Origin of the sequence: Mycolicibacterium confluentis, from assembly GCF_010729895.1 — a bacterium.
In the GTDB taxonomy this organism is placed as follows: Bacteria; Actinomycetota; Actinomycetes; order Mycobacteriales; family Mycobacteriaceae; genus Mycobacterium; species Mycobacterium confluentis.
The window spans coordinates 2,177,875-2,195,338 of sequence record NZ_AP022612.1; the positions used below are offsets into that span (position 1 = coordinate 2,177,875).

Annotated in this window: 13 protein-coding genes and 1 pseudogene; 9 read left to right on the top strand and 5 right to left on the bottom strand. The window is 66.6% G+C overall.

Features of this window, described 5'->3' with window-relative positions; translation table 11 throughout:
• Positions 1–19: 19 nt before the first annotated feature.
• The 3 genes and pseudogenes from G6N34_RS10070 (at position 20) to G6N34_RS10080 (ending at position 3,212) form a co-directional block, all read left to right on the top strand.
• Positions 20–2,365, top strand: coding sequence for an AAA family ATPase (locus G6N34_RS10070; RefSeq protein ID WP_085153378.1), 2,346 nt, complete (start codon positions 20–22; stop codon positions 2,363–2,365).
• 48 nt (positions 2,366–2,413) lie between these two features.
• Positions 2,414–2,611: pseudogene (locus tag G6N34_RS10075) on the top strand (FAD-dependent oxidoreductase); the annotation flags it as partial.
• A 169-nt stretch (positions 2,612–2,780) separates the two neighbouring features.
• Positions 2,781–3,212, top strand: coding sequence for a VOC family protein (locus tag G6N34_RS10080; protein ID WP_234812973.1), 432 nt, complete (start codon positions 2,781–2,783; stop codon positions 3,210–3,212).
• Between the two features lie 9 nt (positions 3,213–3,221).
• On the opposite strand, the gene G6N34_RS10085 is transcribed toward G6N34_RS10080, so the two are convergent.
• From G6N34_RS10085 to G6N34_RS10100, 4 genes are read right to left on the bottom strand one after another with little or no spacing between them, the layout of a single operon-like run.
• Positions 3,222–4,166 carry a phosphotransferase gene (locus G6N34_RS10085; RefSeq protein ID WP_085153374.1) on the bottom strand — a complete coding sequence of 315 codons (945 nt, stop codon included), beginning with the start codon at positions 4,164–4,166 and terminating at the stop codon, positions 3,222–3,224.
• Positions 4,167–4,212: 46 nt separating this feature from the next.
• Positions 4,213–7,593, bottom strand: a complete 3,381-nt coding sequence (locus tag G6N34_RS10090) for an ATP-binding protein (RefSeq protein ID WP_085153372.1) — start codon at positions 7,591–7,593, stop codon at positions 4,213–4,215.
• The gene (locus tag G6N34_RS10095; RefSeq protein WP_085153370.1) at positions 7,577–8,293 is read right to left on the bottom strand and encodes a DUF4194 domain-containing protein; all 717 of its coding nucleotides are present in this window, start codon (positions 8,291–8,293) and stop codon (positions 7,577–7,579) included. Before G6N34_RS10095 ends, G6N34_RS10090 begins: the two co-directional genes overlap by 17 nt.
• The gene (locus G6N34_RS10100; RefSeq protein WP_085153368.1) at positions 8,290–9,774 is read right to left on the bottom strand and encodes a DUF3375 domain-containing protein; all 1,485 of its coding nucleotides are present in this window, start codon (positions 9,772–9,774) and stop codon (positions 8,290–8,292) included. The genes G6N34_RS10095 and G6N34_RS10100 overlap by 4 nt, the downstream gene beginning before the upstream one ends.
• A gap of 235 nt (positions 9,775–10,009) precedes the next feature.
• Between G6N34_RS10100 and G6N34_RS10105 the strand changes: the two genes are divergently transcribed.
• The 4 genes from G6N34_RS10105 (at position 10,010) to G6N34_RS10120 (ending at position 14,190) form a co-directional block, all read left to right on the top strand.
• Positions 10,010–10,189, top strand: coding sequence for a hypothetical protein (locus G6N34_RS10105; RefSeq protein ID WP_133057791.1), 180 nt, complete (start codon positions 10,010–10,012; stop codon positions 10,187–10,189).
• Positions 10,190–10,400: 211 nt separating this feature from the next.
• Positions 10,401–10,958 (top strand): hypothetical protein, encoded by a 558-nt coding sequence (locus tag G6N34_RS10110; RefSeq protein ID WP_133057790.1) that lies wholly within the window; start codon positions 10,401–10,403, stop codon positions 10,956–10,958.
• A gap of 99 nt (positions 10,959–11,057) precedes the next feature.
• Complete coding sequence (locus G6N34_RS10115; RefSeq protein WP_085153364.1) at positions 11,058–13,295, top strand: NADP-dependent isocitrate dehydrogenase; 2,238 nt, start codon at positions 11,058–11,060, stop codon at positions 13,293–13,295.
• 418 nt (positions 13,296–13,713) lie between these two features.
• Complete coding sequence (locus G6N34_RS10120) at positions 13,714–14,190, top strand: DUF5994 family protein (protein ID WP_085153362.1); 477 nt, start codon at positions 13,714–13,716, stop codon at positions 14,188–14,190.
• On the opposite strand, the gene G6N34_RS10125 is transcribed toward G6N34_RS10120, so the two are convergent.
• Complete coding sequence (locus G6N34_RS10125; RefSeq protein WP_133057789.1) at positions 14,191–14,688, bottom strand: Rv2253 family sensor-like surface protein; 498 nt, start codon at positions 14,686–14,688, stop codon at positions 14,191–14,193. It abuts the gene before it with no gap.
• 197 nt (positions 14,689–14,885) lie between these two features.
• On the opposite strand from G6N34_RS10125, the gene G6N34_RS10130 reads away from it, so the two are divergent.
• Entirely contained in the window at positions 14,886–16,223 is a 1,338-nt protein-coding gene (locus G6N34_RS10130; protein ID WP_085153359.1) for an acyltransferase family protein, read from the top strand.
• Positions 16,224–16,278: 55 nt separating this feature from the next.
• Positions 16,279–17,460: a zinc-dependent alcohol dehydrogenase gene (locus tag G6N34_RS10135; RefSeq protein WP_085153357.1), complete on the top strand. Its 1,182-nt coding sequence runs from the start codon at positions 16,279–16,281 to the stop codon at positions 17,458–17,460.
• Positions 17,461–17,464 lie beyond the last annotated feature (4 nt).

Here is a 17,464-nt window from a genome sequence, read left to right on the forward strand (position 1 = left end):
AGCTGGGTAGGGTGCACGCGTGGCGGATCTGGTGCTCACCGAGGAGTTTCGTGAGGCGCTGGCCCGGCTGGCCGCCGGCCAACACGTGTTCCTCACCGGTAAGGCCGGCACCGGCAAATCCACGCTCATCCGGCATTACATGGCCACCACCGATCGCAACGTCGTCGTGGTCGCCCCGACCGGCATCGCCGCGCTCAACGTCGACGGCTACACCATCCACCGACTGTTCGGATTCCGTACCACCACGACACTCGCCGACGTCACCGGTGGCGCCTATCGGCCCGGCAGGTTTGCCAAGACACTGGCGTCGCTGCAGACGCTGATCATCGACGAAGCCTCGATGGTGCGCGCCGACGTCTTCGACATGGTGGCCGGTGCGCTGCGGCGCTTCGGACCGCACCCGGACACCCCGTTCGGCGGCGTCCAGATCGTGCTGGTCGGTGACCTGTATCAGCTTCCGCCCGTCGTCGCCGAAGGGGAGAAGCACTACTTCTCCACCACATACGACACGCCATATTTCTTCTCGGCGCGCAGTTTCGAGCGCGCGGACTTTCCGACGGTGTCGTTGACGACGGTGTTCCGGCAACTCGGTGATGACCGGATGACGGCCATCCTGAACGAGATTCGTGAAGGTGTGCTGCTCGGTCACGCGCAGGAGCACCTCAACGCCCGCGTCGACAGTGACTTCGTGCCCCCCGACGACGAGTTCTGGTTGACGCTGGCGCCGACGAATCGGCTTGTGACGGCGCGCAACCGGCAACAGTTGCAGCGGTTGCCCGGCGACGAGATGGTGCACCGCGCGACGGAGACCGGAGACCTGTCGCTGTTCGACAAGCCGATCGAGGAGGAACTGCGGTTCAAGGTTGGCGCCCAGATCATGATGCTGAACAACGATCAGGGCAACCGCTGGGTCAACGGATCCATCGGACGTGTGGTGGGTGTCGGCTACGACCGCTACGGCGCGGTGGTCGACGTCGAATTCCCCGACGGCACAGTGGCCGACGTCGCGCCGTTCGTCTGGGAGGCCACCCGACCGGTCGTCGACGGCGGGTCACTCCGCCGGGAGGTCGTCGGCACGTTCACCCAGTTGCCGTTCAAACTGGCCTGGGCCATCACGATCCACAAGAGCCAGGGCCAGACGCTGGATCGCCTCGTGGTGGACCTGACCGGCGGCATGTTCTCCACCGGGCAGCTGTATGTCGCGTTGAGCAGGTGCACGTCGCTGGCCGGTCTGGTGCTCAAACGCCCTGTGCTGCCCAAGGATCTGAAGGTGGACCGGCGTATCGCGCGCTACCTGCGCGGGTCGGCGGGCAGCGGGCAGGATCGGCGGTTCTGCGCGATCGGACTGCTGACCGTCGGCGACGAGGGGCGCATGTCCCGCCCACGACCGGTGGAGTTCGCGGTCGCCTTCGACGACGGCACCGCGGTGACGACTCTCATCAATCCGCAGCGTGATCTGGCGGATGCGAGGACCGCCTACGGCATCGGGGTCTCCGATGTGCTGTTGGCGCCCACGCTTCGCGAGGCGTGGGCGGTGATCGCGCCGATGCTGGCCGGTTGCACGCCAGTCGGAGTCGGAGTGGATGAGACGTTGGGACTGATCGACTTTGAACTCAAACGCCTCGGCCACGTCACGCCGATGCCGCTGGGTGTCGATCTGCGCGGTGTGCGGGTGACGGGTGAGACTGCACTGGAACGTGCCCGCTCGGCGCTGGAAGCCCATGCCGCAGCAGATGTCTCGACCGGATCCACACCGTTCGACGAGCCTGAGGCCACCGAAGTCCAGTCGGGTCTGCTGCTGAGCCGCGATCCCGACGTGCCCACACCCGCAGCGCGGCACCTGCCTGCGCTCTCGGCGCTGCTGAGGCTCAGCCGCCACGTGGGTGCGGCGCTGCTCGGCGAAAGGGCGCCGGCCGGCGGTCCCGATGGCTGGGATGCCGCGGCCGCGCAGGCGGTGGCCGATCAACTGCGTGCCGCGGCGGCCCGGACAACGCTGCCCGACGTGGTCGTGGCCCGCCTGCACGAGGTGTCGGCGCTGCTCGGGATCGACGTCGTTGCCGACGCGGCCGACGCTGTGCGGCACGACATCGGCGCGGTGCTGGTGCCGGGTGCTCGCATCTGTTTCACCGGCACCGCGATGAACGACTCCGGCCGCATCGTGGAACGCGAGGAGATGGAACAACTGGCTGAGTCCGTCGGGTTGGCGCCGGTGCGCACGGTCACCAAGACCCGGTGCGAAGTGCTGGTGACCGCCGAGGCGGGCACGCAGTCCGGCAAGGCGCGCAAGGCCCAGGACTACGGCAAACCGGTGTTCACCGCCGAGGAGTTCTTCGCCTGGATTGAGTGGACGCGCGCCGCATATTGACGCCACCGTTCATCGGGAGTAGGCCTGAACCGACGGGCGGGGGCAGTCATGGATGTCGAATACTGCGTGGTGGGGGCGGGCTTCGCGGGGCTGACGGCGGCACTTCGACTCAAACAGGCCGGTCACTCGGTGACGCTGCTCGAGGCGCGAGATCGAGTGGGCGGGCGGACGTTCACCGAGACCCGCGAGGACGGAACGTGGATCGACCGTGGCGGCGCGTGGATCGGGCTGGGCCGGAACGGAATCCTCGGCGATCATGTACGGCTTCATCGACGGCGCCGTGCGCTCGGGGGAGCGGGCCGCGGCCGAGGTGGTGGCCAGCGAGACGTCGACATCGGGCACTCCTGTTTGACCTCAAGCGGCGTTGAGGTTCTAGCCTCTGGTGTGCCGATTGAATGACCGATGAGGAATGCTCGTGATTACTGATGTCGCCGCACAGTGGCCCACCGCGCTGCGGGTCGCGCAGGTCCGCGTCGCCCGCCCGACCGCCAAGCTGACCGAGATCGAACAGTTCTACGCCGGAATCCTGGGACTGCCTGTGCTGTACCGGTTTGAGAACCACGCGGGCTTCGACGGCGTCATGCTCGGTCTGCCGGGCAGCGCCCACCACCTCGAGTTCACCAGCAGCCACGCCGGCAGTCCCTGTCCGGCACCGTCGAGGGAGAACCTCCTGGTTCTGTACTTCGAGTCCGAGAACGCGATGTCCGACGTCGTGGAACGCCTGGCCGCGGCCGGGTGCGAGCCGGTGGAGGCCGAGAACCCATACTGGACCGACACCGGCGCGTGGACCTTCGAAGACCCCGACGGATGGCGCGTGGTGCTCGCACCCCGAGTGGTGGAGTTCTAGCGAGGCGGGTCAGTCGATCTCCGTGACCTCCGGAAGCTGGCGCCACCCGTCGAGCGCGGGGGCGACGGCATCGACCAACATGGGCAGCTCAGGTGCCATGGCCAGCACCGCCACGCTGGCCAGACGACCCGCGGCCTCGGTCAGCCGGAGCACCCGTCGGTCGACCCGACGCAGCCCGAGTTCGGTTGCCGCCGCGTCGTACGCGTTCACGGCGTCGTGACCGGCCATGGCCAGATCGGACTCGACGGCGCCCATGCTGACCATCTCGAAGTCCGACCACAGCAGGCCGTCGGCGGTGGGAATCATGTTGTAGTACGGCGCATCGCCGTGAACAGGTTGGACCGGCACCCCGGGAAATGTCGCCTCAAACGCCGCGCGGGACGTGAGCACCGGTGCCAGCGCCTCCCACTCACGTTGTGCCCGAGCCAGATCCGTGGCGTCGACCAGGCCGGGCAGATGCTCCAGCGCTGCCAGCGATTCCGGAATGTATGCGCCGAAGGGCGTCCAGAAACCGAGGCCGCTGCCGTCGTAGTCGCGAAGTTCGGCGTGCAGGCGTGCGGTGTGGGCAGCGCGGCGTACCAGGTCGAGTTCGGGCTCTTCCACCGCCTCGACCAACTGCCAGAACGTGATCGAGAAGCCGTCGTGGGGCACGGGCTCGCGCGGAACCAGTGGGCTCGGCCCCACCACCGGGCAGCCGCGGTCGGCCAACCAACCTGCCACGGCCAATTCGGCGCGCTGCTGCGCGTTCTGAACGTCCGGGGCGTCCAGATAGGCCTGCGGCAGCACGGTCGGAACCCGCGCCACCACCGGCGATGGCGCCAGATGCACGATGACGGAGAACATGTCGTGGAGCACCCGCGGAGTCTCGACCGCCAGGCCGAGATCCGCGGCAGCGAAGGTGGCGGCCGCGACGGCACGGTTGGTCCGCGCGGCGAGGTCATCTGGCGTGAGCATCCCTCCCAGTATCGGAAGGGATCACGCCCGCGTCGAATGAATAACGTCAGACCGGGGCGGGAACGCGCGCCTTGGCGGCCGAGGCGCTCATCTCCTTGCGCAGTGTGGTGAAGTCCGTGATCGTCTTGGTCGACACGGTCGCGACCGGACGTGCGTTGCGGCCCGTCGCCTCGGTCTTGGACACCATCACCACGTTGTCGATGTAGGGCTGGATCGTCGTCGCGTTCTGCACGGTCGCGACGATCACCAGCTGGAAGCCGAACTTGCGGAACGCCTGCAGGGCCTGCTGGGCGAACTGCGGGTCGGACTTGGAGAACGCCTCGTCGAGCATCAACTGCGCGAAGACAGGTCGGTTGTCGTCACTGTCGGGGTTGGCCAGGTTGAAGCTCAACGCGCCCGCAAGACAGAACGCCATGAGCTTCTCCTGCTCGCCACCGGAGTTGTCGCCGGCGTTGCTGTGTGTGCGGATGAGCTCATCACTGCGTACATCCCACTCCGCGCAGTCGAACGTGAAGCGATTCCGGACGTCGAGCGCATCGCGCGTCCACGCCTTGTCCTCAGGTGCTGTGGACGCCAACCGATTCCGCAGGCGAAGGATGTCGGCGTACTGATCGAGGATGGCCTGCTTGTCACCCAGACCGACCTCGGCGATGCGGCGCGAGATGGCCCTGACGATCTCGGTCAGCTCGGCGACCGCGGGCAACTGGCGCGGCGTGGCCCGCAGCGTCAACCGCGTGCCGCGGTTGAACTCGACCGCAGCCAAACCGGTGTTGACGCGGGCGATCTGCTCGCTGATGCGTCGAGTCTCCTGCTCGGCCACCCGGTGCAGCGTCAGGATCGCGTCGGGCGCCTGCTCGGTCACCAAGCGCATCATGCGCTCGTAGGCCTCGGGCAGTTCACGCTCGTCGATGTGGCGGCACAGCGCCACGTAGTCGTGCACCCGCTCGTCGAACACCTCGCTGTCGTTCGGGATGGCATCCGGGAACGCGGTGTCGAAGGTGTTGAGAATCCGCGCGAGTTCGTCGTAGGAGCGACGACGGCTCTCGCGCAACTGCTCCCGCTCGCGGCGCACCGCGGTGAACAACGCATCCCGATGCGGTTCCGGGTCCAGCAGTTCCAGCGACACCGGGACGTCGGCGGCGTAGCGGTGCAGAAGTTCGGTCAACGGTTCGGAGACGAACGCCGGCGACAGCCGTTCCTGCAGTTCCAACAGTCGGGTCCGGCGGGTGTCGAGGTCGTCCCGGCGGGTCTGGATGACACCGCGCCGGGTCATCAAGGACTGGATCTCCTCCCAGCACGCCTCGGCCCGCCCGTTGAGGGCCTCGATGTCGGGATGGTCAGCCATGAGAAGTTCGAACTGCTCGCGCAAGCGCTCGGCGTGCCCGTCGGCGGTCTCGGTGTCCACCTGATTCCACTGCGGGAACTGATCGCAGATCGCCTTGCTCGCCGCCGCCCGGTCCCGCCACTGCTGTCGTTCCGCGGCAAGGTCGTCGGCCTTCCGGCGGGCCGCCTGATAGGCCTCCTCGGCAGCCGCCAAGTCGAGGGTGAGCGCGTCGATCTTCGTCGCGACGTCACCCTGGTAGATGTACTCCGACGGCTTGATCGGACGCCGGTCATCCTTGACCGCGAGGCGCTCGGAGTCCTTGTAGAGGCCTGAGTCGGTGACGGCGCGCCGGAACCGGGGGAACGCGTCGGGGGAGCCGACGCAGACATGGTCACCGGCGCTGGCGATGATGTCGAGCGCCTCGGCCGCGCACGGGTGAGCCTGGTCGACGACGAAAAGCTTGCCCGCCAACGTGTTAGGGGCGGGCGTGACATCATCGGAGCCCGGACGCTGACGACGGACGTGGTGCAGCTGCAGGCGCCCGCGCATGTTCGTCTCGTTGACGAACCGGAGCACCGCCGCGTAGTGCTGATCGGGGACCAACAGGCGCAGGCCGACACCGCGCAGCACCTTCTCCACCGCCACCCGCCAACGACTCTGCTCGGGCCGCAGATCCAGAAGTTCGGCGATGTAGGGCAGCTCACCGGCATCGACGCCCACTGCCGTGCAGATGTGTTCGCGCATCATGAGCGCCGACTCCGGGAGTGCCGAGCCGACATGCTGCACACGCTGCAGTTCCTTGGCGGCGTCGTCGCGGGCGATGCGCGCGACCTTCTGCGTGTATTCGGCGTCGGTGGACCGCTCGCGCCCGCGCTCCAACCGCGCGAGCAGTTCGTTGGCCTGCGTGCTCAGTTCCTCACGCAGATTCCAGAACTCGTCGGCGGTGTCCGGGATGTCCAGACCCTGCGCGGTGAGCAGCGACTCGTAGGCGGCACGGCGCCGCGAGATCTCCTCGGCCTTGGCCTCGGCCGCGGCCACCTGCGACTGCAGCGGGCCGATGCTGGAACTGGTGCCACTGATCTGCGCGTTGAGCGAATCCGCTTCGGCCTTGGCCAGATTCAGTTGTCGGGTGACATCCTCGTACTCGTCGCCGAGCTGGTCGATCGTGGTGTCCAGCGCCTCGATCTGCCCGGGGCACTGCGCCAGGCGGACATGGTCGGTGTAGGCCCGCACCATCGGCTGATCGACCAGGTCGATGATGCCGAGGTCGCTGGACTCCGTGGCGTAGCGCTGCTGAATCTTCTCGATGTCTCCGAGGATTTTGCGTTTACGCTGCGCCACCGCGAGCAGTTCGCGGGCCTCCACCAGGGGGTCGATCTGCTTCAGCGCCTCGGGAAGCCGGGCCAGGCTGTCGGGTTCGTCGAGCATGAACTCGCGGACGAACTGCTCCAACCCGCCCACGCTCTTGAGCGACTTGGCCTTGCCGAGCAGTTGCTGCGCCGCGTCGGACCCGCGGATGCCGATGGTGGCGTAAAGGTGGGCCAGATACTGCGACTCCACCTTGGTGGTGAATCGCCAGCCGTCCTCCTTGAACACGCCGGTGTCGAATCGACCTGCCGCCCAACGGTTGCAGATCTGCTCGATGTCGCGGTCCCCGTCGGAGAGCACGAACCTGCTCGAGGAGTCCGATCGCGATTCGCCCGTCAGCCACTTCAGCACCAGGCCCGTGACGGTGCGTCCACTGTCGCTGCGGTACGTGACGGCCACGGCCGACCACACGGTGCCCTCGCCGCGCAGGTACATCACCCTGCTGGTGGAACCGTCGCTGCGCTGACCCCAGGCGCCGCGGACGTACTTGTCGACGGTCCGTCGTCCCGCGCTGGACCCGGCGGCCGAGTTGTCACCGGAGGCGTTGAAGTTACGTCGGTTGAACGGCAGGAAGCCCAGCGAGATCGCGTCCAGGAGAGACGATTTGCCGCTTCCCGAGGCGCCGGCGATCAGGGCGCCGCCCGCGCTGAACGGAATCGAGTGGTAGCCGTCGAATACGCCCCAGTTGATGATCTGCAGGCGCGAGAGGTGGAACTGCTCAGTCGTCTGCGTCATCGGTGCGGTCCTCCTCGTCCTGCGCCTCCTGCGGGGCCCCGCCCCGCAGCAGAAGCTCGAACTGCTGCTGCAGTTCGGTGATCACCGATGCCGTCATGACCGCGGTGATCACGGGGCTGATGGTGTAGCTGTCCTCGTCGTCGCGGCTTTTGCGGAGGATCTCCAGCGAGGCCAACCGCGCGATCGCGGCGTCGATGCGGGCCGTGAATGTGACCGTGTCCCGGTCGATGTCGTTGAGCACGCCGGAGAACAGGCCGTGCATCTCGTCTCGGCTGATCAACACGGCCTGATCGCCGGAGGCGCGCATCATCTGCGCCAGGTGCAGCGCCAGGATCGAGTCGTAGGTGCCCAACGGCTCACGGCGCAGCAGCTTGACCCCACGGGCGGAGTCGTACCGGGCCTGCTCTATGAAGGCGACGCCGCCATTGTCGAACACCCCCTCGACGACGCGCAGGATCAGGTCCAATTCGGACAACCGCACGCTCAGCTGATTCCGGTACTCGAGTACCCAGCTGTACACATCGGGTTCGGTTTCACTGCTGAGGTAGCGCCGCGTCAACAACTGCTGCAGCGCCCAGCAGGCACGGTCCGGGAGTTCCGAGACGTCGCCGTCGAACCGCGGCCGACGCTGGTGCGGTGGCCGGGCGGCCTGGTCGACCTGGGGCAGCGACGAGAAGTCGATGTCGGGTTCGGTGGTCATGTCGCAGCTCCCAGGAGGCTGGAGACGGGTTCGGTGAACATCAGATGGGGCACCTCGATCTGCCGGTCGTGGCCGTCCAGGGACTGGAATCGCACGGTGACCGATTCGGCGTCGGCCGACGCATTGGGTTGTTTGAGGGCCCACGACCACAGCACGATGACGTGTCCGAGGTAGGCGGAGTCGAGCATCGACACGGCATCCGGCAACGACAGCGGAGCCTCGACGATCGCGGTGTTGATCATGTCCGTCATCGCGGGGGCGTCCACCTGCGTGGTCAGTGCCGCGAAGCTGGTCAGGTCGAGTTCGCCGTGCGCGGCCTCGGCCGGCTTGGGTGCGGACAGGTCGCTGATCCGGAAACTCAGCGCCCCGACCGAGCTGATGGTGTGCCGGGCCAAAGGGACCTCAATGTCGAGGCGGGAGTCGGTCAGCGAGGACTTCAGCAGTGCCCGTGCCGCGCCGATCGCGTCGTTCAACTGGCGGGCCACGCCCCGGCTCTGCTCCAGGGTGCCGTAGGCCGTGAAGCGTTTGACCCGCTGGGCGCAGCGCTGCTGAATGCGCTCCACCTCGTCGATCTGGTGGCCGACGAGTTCGAAGAAGCCGGCCATCATCCGGCGCAGCGCTGGATCGAGGGCCGGCAGCGCCTCGGCGACCGCGGCGACGTCGGCCTCGAACTCGGCACGCTGGTCGGGATCATTGATCATCCGCAGGAATGCGCGGTGGGAGTCGCGGCCCTGCGACTCCCAGGCGGCCTGATAGTCGGCGTACATCTGTCGTTGCCGGTCGCGGTACTCGACGTTGCTGTCGATCGGTTCGTCGAGTGCGGCGGTCGCCTGTTCGAGCATCGTCCCGTATTGGCCGATGTCGGTGATCAGACGCTCCATCTGCAGAGCGATGGCCCTGGCCTCGTCGTAGGAGTCCGTGACCTCGAGGTCCGACTGGGCGCCGACGTCGAGGCCCTGGTCGAGCTTGTCGAGTTCGGCGTGCAGCTTGGCGATCTCGGCCTCGATGCTGGCCCGGATCCGGTCAGGGTCGTTGCAGACCCGGACCGCGACCTGTTTGAGCCGTGCCGCGATGCCGTTGATGGACCCGCCGGTGGCGATGGTGTCGTTGCGGCGCATCCCGCGCAGGAAGTCCAGCGCACGGCGGGCGTCTTGGGTGAGGTAGCAGACGTTGCGGTCACGCCCGTCCCGCTGCTCGATCACCCGGTGCAGCCAGCCCTGGCTGGCCCACGTCTTGATCAGCGCCAGTCCGGATTGTCCGTCGGGATGGCCAAGGTCGTCGAGGTCGCGTTCGAGGGCGACGACGAGTTCGGTCTCGGGCACCAGTCCGCCGGCCAGATGACGCTCCATGAGGGTCGCGTATACGCCGAGGTTGAGGGTGGCGAGCAGGCGGATCGTGGGGGAGGACTGGATGTCGCGATTGAGTTCCAGAAGCTCATCAGCCGACATCATGGTGTTGTCGTCCAATTGGCTCCCCTGCATCGACTCCCGGCCGATCCAAGATAGGCCACGGAGCCGACAACTCCGCGGAGCGGGGGCTTGGTTGCTGGGTGGTGTCGGCCTCATTGCGACGGGAGTTGCCGGTGGGGTTGCTGGGACTGTGCCGAGAGGCCTTAGCTCCGAGCGGAAGCCGGTGAACACGATCCCTGGTCGGCTGTCCACGGACTCCTCTGCGCGAGGAAATGTCGGCGGACTGGCTTTTATTTATTTTCCAGGTATGGTCGCGATTGAAGCTTCAATTGTGACCAATGCAAGGGAGCAGAGAATGGGTGTCAAGTCCAAGAACGCCACTTTGAAGAAGCCGCAGATGTCGCTCAAGGAGCGGCGGGCAGAAAAACGTGCCAGGGTTGCCGAGGTGCAGAGCGCGGTGTACCGCCGCAAGCGCGACCGCGCCTGAAATAGACTGCACCGCACGGTCGGCCGGGCTCAGCCCCGGCCGGCCGGCTCCCATCTGTGGGCGGATCATCCGCCGGGCGGCCGCCGCGCGTATGGCTTTTCATGTGAATTCCGGTGCGGCCATAAAAATGGCGCATTTGCGGAGTTAGTGTTTTTTCGAATTTGGAGGCGGGCTCATGGCTGTGCATAAAACGCCTTCCAACGTGGGCGCGGTGTCATTGGCTCCAGTCGTGGTGATGGGCCGTGCCGGGGATCTCTCGGCCGCCATCTCCTGCGCGCTGGCAGAGGCACGCATCGAGGCGGCGTTCGTGGGTGAGCCGCTGCCGTCGCCGGAGGCGGGGCAGCGCGGACCCGAACTCGATGGCGTCCCGTCAGAGGCCGACGCCGTCCTGGTGCTTGTGGACCGCGCCGCGGTTCAGGGCATCGTCGGCGAATCCGACTCGTGGTGGAAGCGCAGGGTGAACCGCACTCGCGAAGGCGACATCTGCGCCGTCGTGACCGACGCGGTTCTCGGGATCGGGGGGCGTCGACTCCTTGTGCTGTGCGACGGTCGCGGAACCACACCTCACCAGCGCTCTCGGGTCATCCGCTGGGTTCGGCACTTGACCCTGCGTATCCATTACGAATGTTCGATCAACGGTCTCGACGGCCTGGGCGTCGCCTATGAGGTCGTCGTGGACGACGCCGAGGCGAAGCGAATTGCGAGGTCGGTGGTGGAATGGCATGTCGGTGTGACGGGCGGCACACCGAACCCCCTCGCGCCCCTCTGAGCACCCCGCGCGATACTGGTAGCCGTCACACTGGGGTAGCCGCCATCGCTGGCGGCGGCCTTACGACCTGACCCAAAACTGAACGCCGGGAGAGAAGCAATGAGCGCCGAGCAGCCGACCATCATCTACACGCTGACGGACGAGGCGCCGTTGCTTGCGACCTATGGCTTCCTCCCGGTCATCCGCACCTTCGCCGACGCGGCCGGCATCGACGTCAAGACCAGCGACATCTCCGTGGCCGCGCGCATCCTCTCCGAGTTCAGCGACTACCTCTCCGACGAGCAGAAGGTGCCCGACAACCTCGCCGCGCTCGGTGAGCTGACGCAGGATCCGTCGGCCAACATCATCAAGCTGCCCAACATCAGCGCCTCCGTACCCCAGCTGCTCGCGGCCATCAAGGAGCTCAAGAGCAAGGGCTACGACCTGCCGGACTACCCGGGTGACCCGAAGTCCGACGAGGAGAAGGCGATCAAGGCCCGCTACGGCAAGATCCTGGGCAGCGCCGTGAACCCGGTTCTGCGCGAAGGCAACTCGGACCGTCGCGCACCCAAGGCGGTCAAGGAGTACGCCCGCAAACACCCGCACAGCATGGGCGAGTGGTCGCAGGCCTCGCGCACCCACGTCGCGACGATGAAGCACGGCGACTTCTACCACGGTGAGAAGTCGATGACCCTGGACAAGGCGCGCAATGTGCGCATGGAGCTGGTCACCGCGGCGGGCCCGACGATCGTGCTCAAGCCCGAAGTCAAGCTGGATGCCGGCGACGTCATCGACAGCATGTACATGTCCAAGAAGGCACTCATCGAGTTCTACGAAGAGCAGATCGAGGACGCTTACAAGACCGGCGTCATGTTCTCGCTGCACGTCAAGGCGACCATGATGAAGGTCAGCCACCCCATCGTCTTCGGCCACGCGGTCAAGGTCTTCTACAAGGACGCATTCGCCAAGCATCAGAAGCTGTTCGACGAGCTGGGCGTCAACGTCAACAACGGCCTGTCTGACCTCTACTCCAAGATCGAGACGCTGCCGGCCTCGCAGCGTGAGGAGATCATCGAGGATCTGCACCGCTGCCACGAGCACCGGCCCGAACTGGCGATGGTGGACTCGGCCAAGGGCATCTCGAACTTCCATTCGCCGTCCGACGTCATCGTCGACGCCTCGATGCCGGCAATGATTCGACTCGGCGGAAAGATGTACGGCGCCGACGGTCGCACCAAGGACACCAAGGCCGTCAACCCGGAGTCGACGTTCTCCCGGATGTACCAAGAAGTCATCAACTTCTGCAAGACGAACGGCCAGTTCGACCCGACCACCATGGGCACCGTGCCGAACGTCGGCCTGATGGCACAGCAGGCTGAGGAGTACGGCAGCCACGACAAGACGTTCGAGATCCCCGAGCCCGGCTATGCCCGGATCGTCGACAACGACACAGGCGAGGTGCTGCTGAGCCAGGAGGTCGAAGAGGGCGACATCTGGCGCATGCCGATCGTCAAGGACGCCCCGATCCGGGACTGGGTCAAGCTGGCTGTCACCCGTGCCCGGCTGTCGGGCATGCCGGTGGTGTTCTGGCTCGACGATGAGCGTCCACACGAGAACGAGTTGCGCAAGAAGGTCAAGACCTACCTGAAGGATCACGACACCGAGGGGCTGGAGATCACGATCCTGCCGCAGGTGTGGGCCATGCGGTACACGCTGGAGCGGGTGATCCGTGGGAAGGACACCATCGCCGCGACAGGCAACATCCTGCGCGATTACCTGACCGACCTGTTCCCGATCCTTGAGTTGGGCACCAGCGCCAAGATGCTTTCGATCGTGCCGCTGATGGCCGGTGGCGGGCTGTACGAGACCGGTGCCGGTGGTTCGGCGCCCAAGCACGTCAGCCAGCTGATCGAGGAGAACCACCTGCGCTGGGATTCGCTCGGCGAGTTCCTGGCCATCGGTGCCAGCCTCGAGGATCTGGGCAATAAGACCGACAATGCGAAGGCGAAGGTGCTCGCCGACACGCTGGACGCCGCTGTCGGAAAGCTGTTGGACGAGAACAAGAGTCCGTCCCGCAAGACCGGTGAGCTGGACAACCGGGGCAGCCAGTTCTACCTGTCGCTGTACTGGGCGCAGGCGCTGGCCGCGCAGACTGAGGACAAGGAGCTGGCCGAGCACTTCGCGCCGTTGGCCAAGTCCCTCGCCGCGAACGAGGAGACCATCGTCGCCGAGCTCAACGAGGTGCAGGGCCGGGAGGCCGACATCGGTGGTTACTACTACCCGGATCCGGAGAAGACGGCTGCGGTGATGCGTCCCAGCAAGACGTTTAACACCGTGCTGGAGTCCGCCCGGACGTAGTCCGCGGACGGGTGGTGCGTGGGGTTGGGGTGCTGGAGTCCGCCCGGACGTAGTCCGCGGACGGGTGGTGCGTGGGGTTGGGGTGCTGGAGTCCGCGCGGACGTAGTCCCTGACTTCAACTCCAGCCCAGACGTGGTCCTTGACTTCAACTCCAGCACAGACGCGGTCCAGATGGGAGAGTAGGGTCAGTTCATCGGTGACCCATGCATGCGGAACTCTTTTCGCGTCGTCGCCGGTTTGAACTGATCTGACCGATTCGCGGTCAAGACGGGAGCGTCGTATGACGCTGAGTTCGTCCTGGGATCGTCAGCGGGTTCTGCTTTGATGCGCCGATCGTGGCCGTTCCGGGGGCACCTGCGGGCCGCCGCGTCGATGAGCGGTTGTCGATCAGATGCCTGCTGAGAGACCGGTGTTGCGGATGACGTCCGCTGCGATGGGGCCGCCGTCGTTGCCGCTCGCGGTCTCGTCAGTCGCACAATCGCACCGCCTCGTGCTGTGCCCCCAGGAATCGCCCCGCGCAGGTGTGGACGGGGTGTGGTGGCCGAGGTCATCCGACCTGAAGGCCGAACTGCCGGATCTGGTGGCCGTGTTCAGTCGGTGGCTTGGCACTGTGCACCGCGTGGTCTATGACCCCGCAGCATGGATGTCGGCACCCTCGCGGATCATCCGGCACAACTCGGCGGTGACGGTCGACCCCTACCAAATGGTTGACCGCGAACTCGTCTACCTCATGGGAACGCATTCCAGAGACGCAGTCCTGTTTGCGGTCCCGTCGTCATGCACGCAGGTGACGGCCCGCAGGGTGCTGCGCCGAGCCGAGAGATCCGCAACTCCTCTCGGCGCCCGCGAGTTGAGACAGATCTGCGCTGAGTCGGCGCAGGTCGACGGCCTCTGATCAGGCGGGCTTCGCGGTCAGCGGTATCGTGACGGTGCCCTCGCAGGCGCCGGTGGTGATTGTGGTTTCGAACGTCCCCTTGAGCGTGCCGTCCGGTTGCGGCGTGTAGGTGGTCACGGACTTGGCGGCGTCATAGGTGATGGTCCCGTCGGGCAGCAGGCAGTCCCAGTTCCAGTTGTTGGAACGCGACCACACAGACCCCGTCCAGTCGAAACGCATTGCGCGCGTGACGTTCTCCTTGGGCACCGGGCCGTCGGTCGCAGAGGCCACGCAGGTTCCGGACGAACAGTCCGTGCTGAACACATAGGACGCGGTGTAGGGCGTCTCGATCTGCGTGGCGGCGATGCTGGTGCCGGTCTTCTGATCGGTGTGAAAGGTGACCTTGTACCGACCGCCCCAGAATGCCTCGTCGGCGGCGTGGGCGACTGGCGCCGCGGCGAGGGTCGCACTGACGACGGCGGCGGTGACGATCAGGGTGTGACGGTGGTGCCTGCGCATGGTGTCCACTGTGGCAGACGTGACGCACGGTGACGCCGGGAACTGGGGAAAACCGGGAACGCCGCGAGCGCGCAGCCACGTACGGTCCTGCGGTGGAAATGCGTACCTGAGTGCGCGCTGGGCGAGGAAGGGGCGCTCGCCCGAGAAAAGTAGTCCTACTCACGTGCGCCAGGGCCTGTCTCGGGCAGGCTGGCGTCATGTCGCTCACCAGGTCCTCGTCCGACCGCGCCGCCGCAGCGGACAAAGCCGTCACGACAGACAAAGCCGCCGCCCCGGTCGGCCGGGATCGCGCCGTCGACGTCGCTCGCCTGGCCGCACTGGTCGTCGTCATGTTCGGGCACTGCGCACTGTTGCTGGCCACCATCACGGACCAGGGTCTGTGGGTCGGCAACCTGCTCGGCGAGGTGCCCGCCCTCACGCCGATCACCTGGGTGGTGCAGGTGATGCCCCTGTTCTTCCTCGCAGGCGGTGCCGCCGGTGCCTACGGCTGGAAGCCCGGAACAGCTTGGGGAACATGGCTTTTCACCCGTGCGCAGCGGCTGTGCCGACCGGTGTTCTGGTACCTGGCGGGATGGACCGTCGGCCTGCTGGCGACGAAGGCCATCCTCGGGACGGAATCGGCCGACCGGCTCGGGCGCGAGTGTGTGGCCCTGCTGTGGTTCCTCGGGGTCTACCTCGTGGTGCTGGGTTTCGTGCCCGCCCTGACGCGACTTCGCAGCGGACGATCCGCGTCCCTCGTCGTGGCCGCGCTGCTGCTCGGTGCCACCGGGGTCGACGCGATCCGGTTCGCCGTCGGCACCCCGGAGTCCGGAACCGCGAACTTCCTCATCGTGTGGCTGATCCCCGTGGCCATCGGAGTGGCCTACGCCCGTCGCCTGGTGCGGCAACTGGTGGCGGTGCTGGGTGCCGTGCTCGCTCTGGCGGTGCAGGTCGTGCTGGCCGCGACGGGCACATACGAGGTGTCACTTGTGGTCACCGGGACCGAGCACATGTCGAACGTGTCGCCTCCGACGCTGCTGCTGGCACTGCAGTGCACCTGGATGTCGTGCGCGTTCGTCGCAGCGGCGGGTGCGGTCAACCGATGGGCCGCGTGGCCTCGCGTCTGGCGCGTCGTGGCGGTCGGCAACGGTGGCGCCATGACGCTCTACCTCTGGCACATTCCGGCCATCGCGATCGCGGCGTTCTCCCTGCATGCCGCCGGTCTGGACGCCTATGACGTGCACGCTCCCGGATTCTGGGGCCTGCTGGCCCTGCGAGCGTTGGTGTTCGCTGTCGTCATGGCGGTGATCTTCCGTGTGCTCTCGCCGCTGGAACATCGCCCGCTGCCGTGGTGGGACGCACCGGCCTCGGCACGCGGTGTCAGCTCAACCGCGGCGGGGGTGGCGATCTGTGTCGCGGGCGTTGCGCTGGTGCTGATGGCCAAGAACGGCTTGGCCGGCGCGCAGGGGTGGGCCGCCATGGGCGCGTTCATCGCCGCGGCCGCCGTCGCGCGGATGTGCGTGGGCGTTCGACGCATGCCGCCCCGCCGGGTTTGACAGTCCCGATCACGGGTAGCCGCTATCGCATCAGCGCAAGCGAGGAGATGTGGCGATGAAGGCCGTGACGTGGCAGGGCAAACGCGATGTACGAGTGGAAGAGGTGCCCGACCCGAGAATCGAGGAACCGACGGACGCGATCATCGAGGTGACGTCGACCAACATCTGCGGTTCGGATCTGCACCTCTATGAGGTCTTGGGCGCCTTCATGAACCCCGGCGACGTCCTCGGTCACGAACCCATGGGTGTGGTCCGAGAGGTGGGCGCCGGCGTGGACAACCTCAAAGTCGGTGACCGAGTGGTGATTCCGTTCCAGATATCGTGCGGGCACTGCTACATGTGCGGTCACCAGCTGTACACACAGTGTGAGACCACTCAGGTTCGAGATCAGGGCATGGGTGCCGCCCTGTTCGGCTATTCCGAACTGTACGGTTCCGTCCCCGGTGGTCAGGCCGAACTTCTCCGCGTGCCGCAGGCACAGTTCACCCACATCAAAGTTCCAGTGGGGCGGCCGGATTCGCGCTTCGTGTACCTGTCCGACGTGCTGCCCACCGCGTGGCAGGCGGTTGAGTACGCCAACATCCCGGACGGCGGGTCGGTCACGGTGCTGGGGCTGGGGCCCATCGGCGACATGGCTGCCCGGATCGCGAGCCGTCGCGGCCACCGCGTGTTCGCTGTTGACCGCGTTCCCGAGCGGTTGACCCGGGCCGAACTGTTCGGGGCCTACACCATCGACCTGGAATGCCTGGACGGGTCGGTCGGAGACGTCATCCGGTCGGAGACTGATGGCCGAGGCACGGACGCCGTGATCGACGCCGTCGGCATGGAGGCCCACGGCTCTCGTGTCGCCCACGTCGCCCAGCAGGCGGCGGGACTGCTGCCCGACGCGATCGCCAAGCCGATGATGCGCAAGGCGGGGATCGACCGCCTGGACGCGTTCTACACGGCCATCGACGTGGTGCGGCGGGGTGGCACCATCTCTGTGATCGGTGTGTACGGCGGCATGGTCGATCCGGTGCCGATGCTCACGCTCTTCGACAAGCAGGTGACGCTCCGGATGGGTCAGGCCAACGTCAAGCGGTGGGTGGACGACATCATGCCGCTGCTGACCGACGACGACCCGTTGGGTGTCGACGGCTTCGCCACCCATGTCCTGCCACTGGAGGAGGCGCCCCACGCCTACGAGATCTTCCAGAAGAAGACCGACGGGGCTGTCAAGGTGATCCTGAGGCCCTGACGAG

Excerpts from the sequence above, each read along its gene's own strand:
- G6N34_RS10085 (WP_085153374.1), bottom strand. The coding sequence starts at position 4,166 with ATGCTCACGCCAGATGACCTCGCCGCGCGGACCAACCGTGCCGTCGCG.
- G6N34_RS10090 (WP_085153372.1), bottom strand. The coding sequence starts at position 7,593 with ATGACGCAGACGACTGAGCAGTTCCACCTCTCGCGCCTGCAGATCATC.
- G6N34_RS10095 (WP_085153370.1), bottom strand. The coding sequence starts at position 8,293 with ATGACCACCGAACCCGACATCGACTTCTCGTCGCTGCCCCAGGTCGAC.
- G6N34_RS10100 (WP_085153368.1), bottom strand. The coding sequence starts at position 9,774 with ATGCAGGGGAGCCAATTGGACGACAACACCATGATGTCGGCTGATGAG.
- G6N34_RS10105 (WP_133057791.1), top strand. The coding sequence starts at position 10,010 with ATGGTCGCGATTGAAGCTTCAATTGTGACCAATGCAAGGGAGCAGAGA.
- G6N34_RS10115 (WP_085153364.1), top strand. The coding sequence starts at position 11,058 with ATGAGCGCCGAGCAGCCGACCATCATCTACACGCTGACGGACGAGGCG.
- G6N34_RS10120 (WP_085153362.1), top strand. The coding sequence starts at position 13,714 with ATGACGTCCGCTGCGATGGGGCCGCCGTCGTTGCCGCTCGCGGTCTCG.
- G6N34_RS10125 (WP_133057789.1), bottom strand. The coding sequence starts at position 14,688 with ATGCGCAGGCACCACCGTCACACCCTGATCGTCACCGCCGCCGTCGTC.
- G6N34_RS10130 (WP_085153359.1), top strand. The coding sequence starts at position 14,886 with ATGTCGCTCACCAGGTCCTCGTCCGACCGCGCCGCCGCAGCGGACAAA.
- G6N34_RS10135 (WP_085153357.1), top strand. The coding sequence starts at position 16,279 with ATGAAGGCCGTGACGTGGCAGGGCAAACGCGATGTACGAGTGGAAGAG.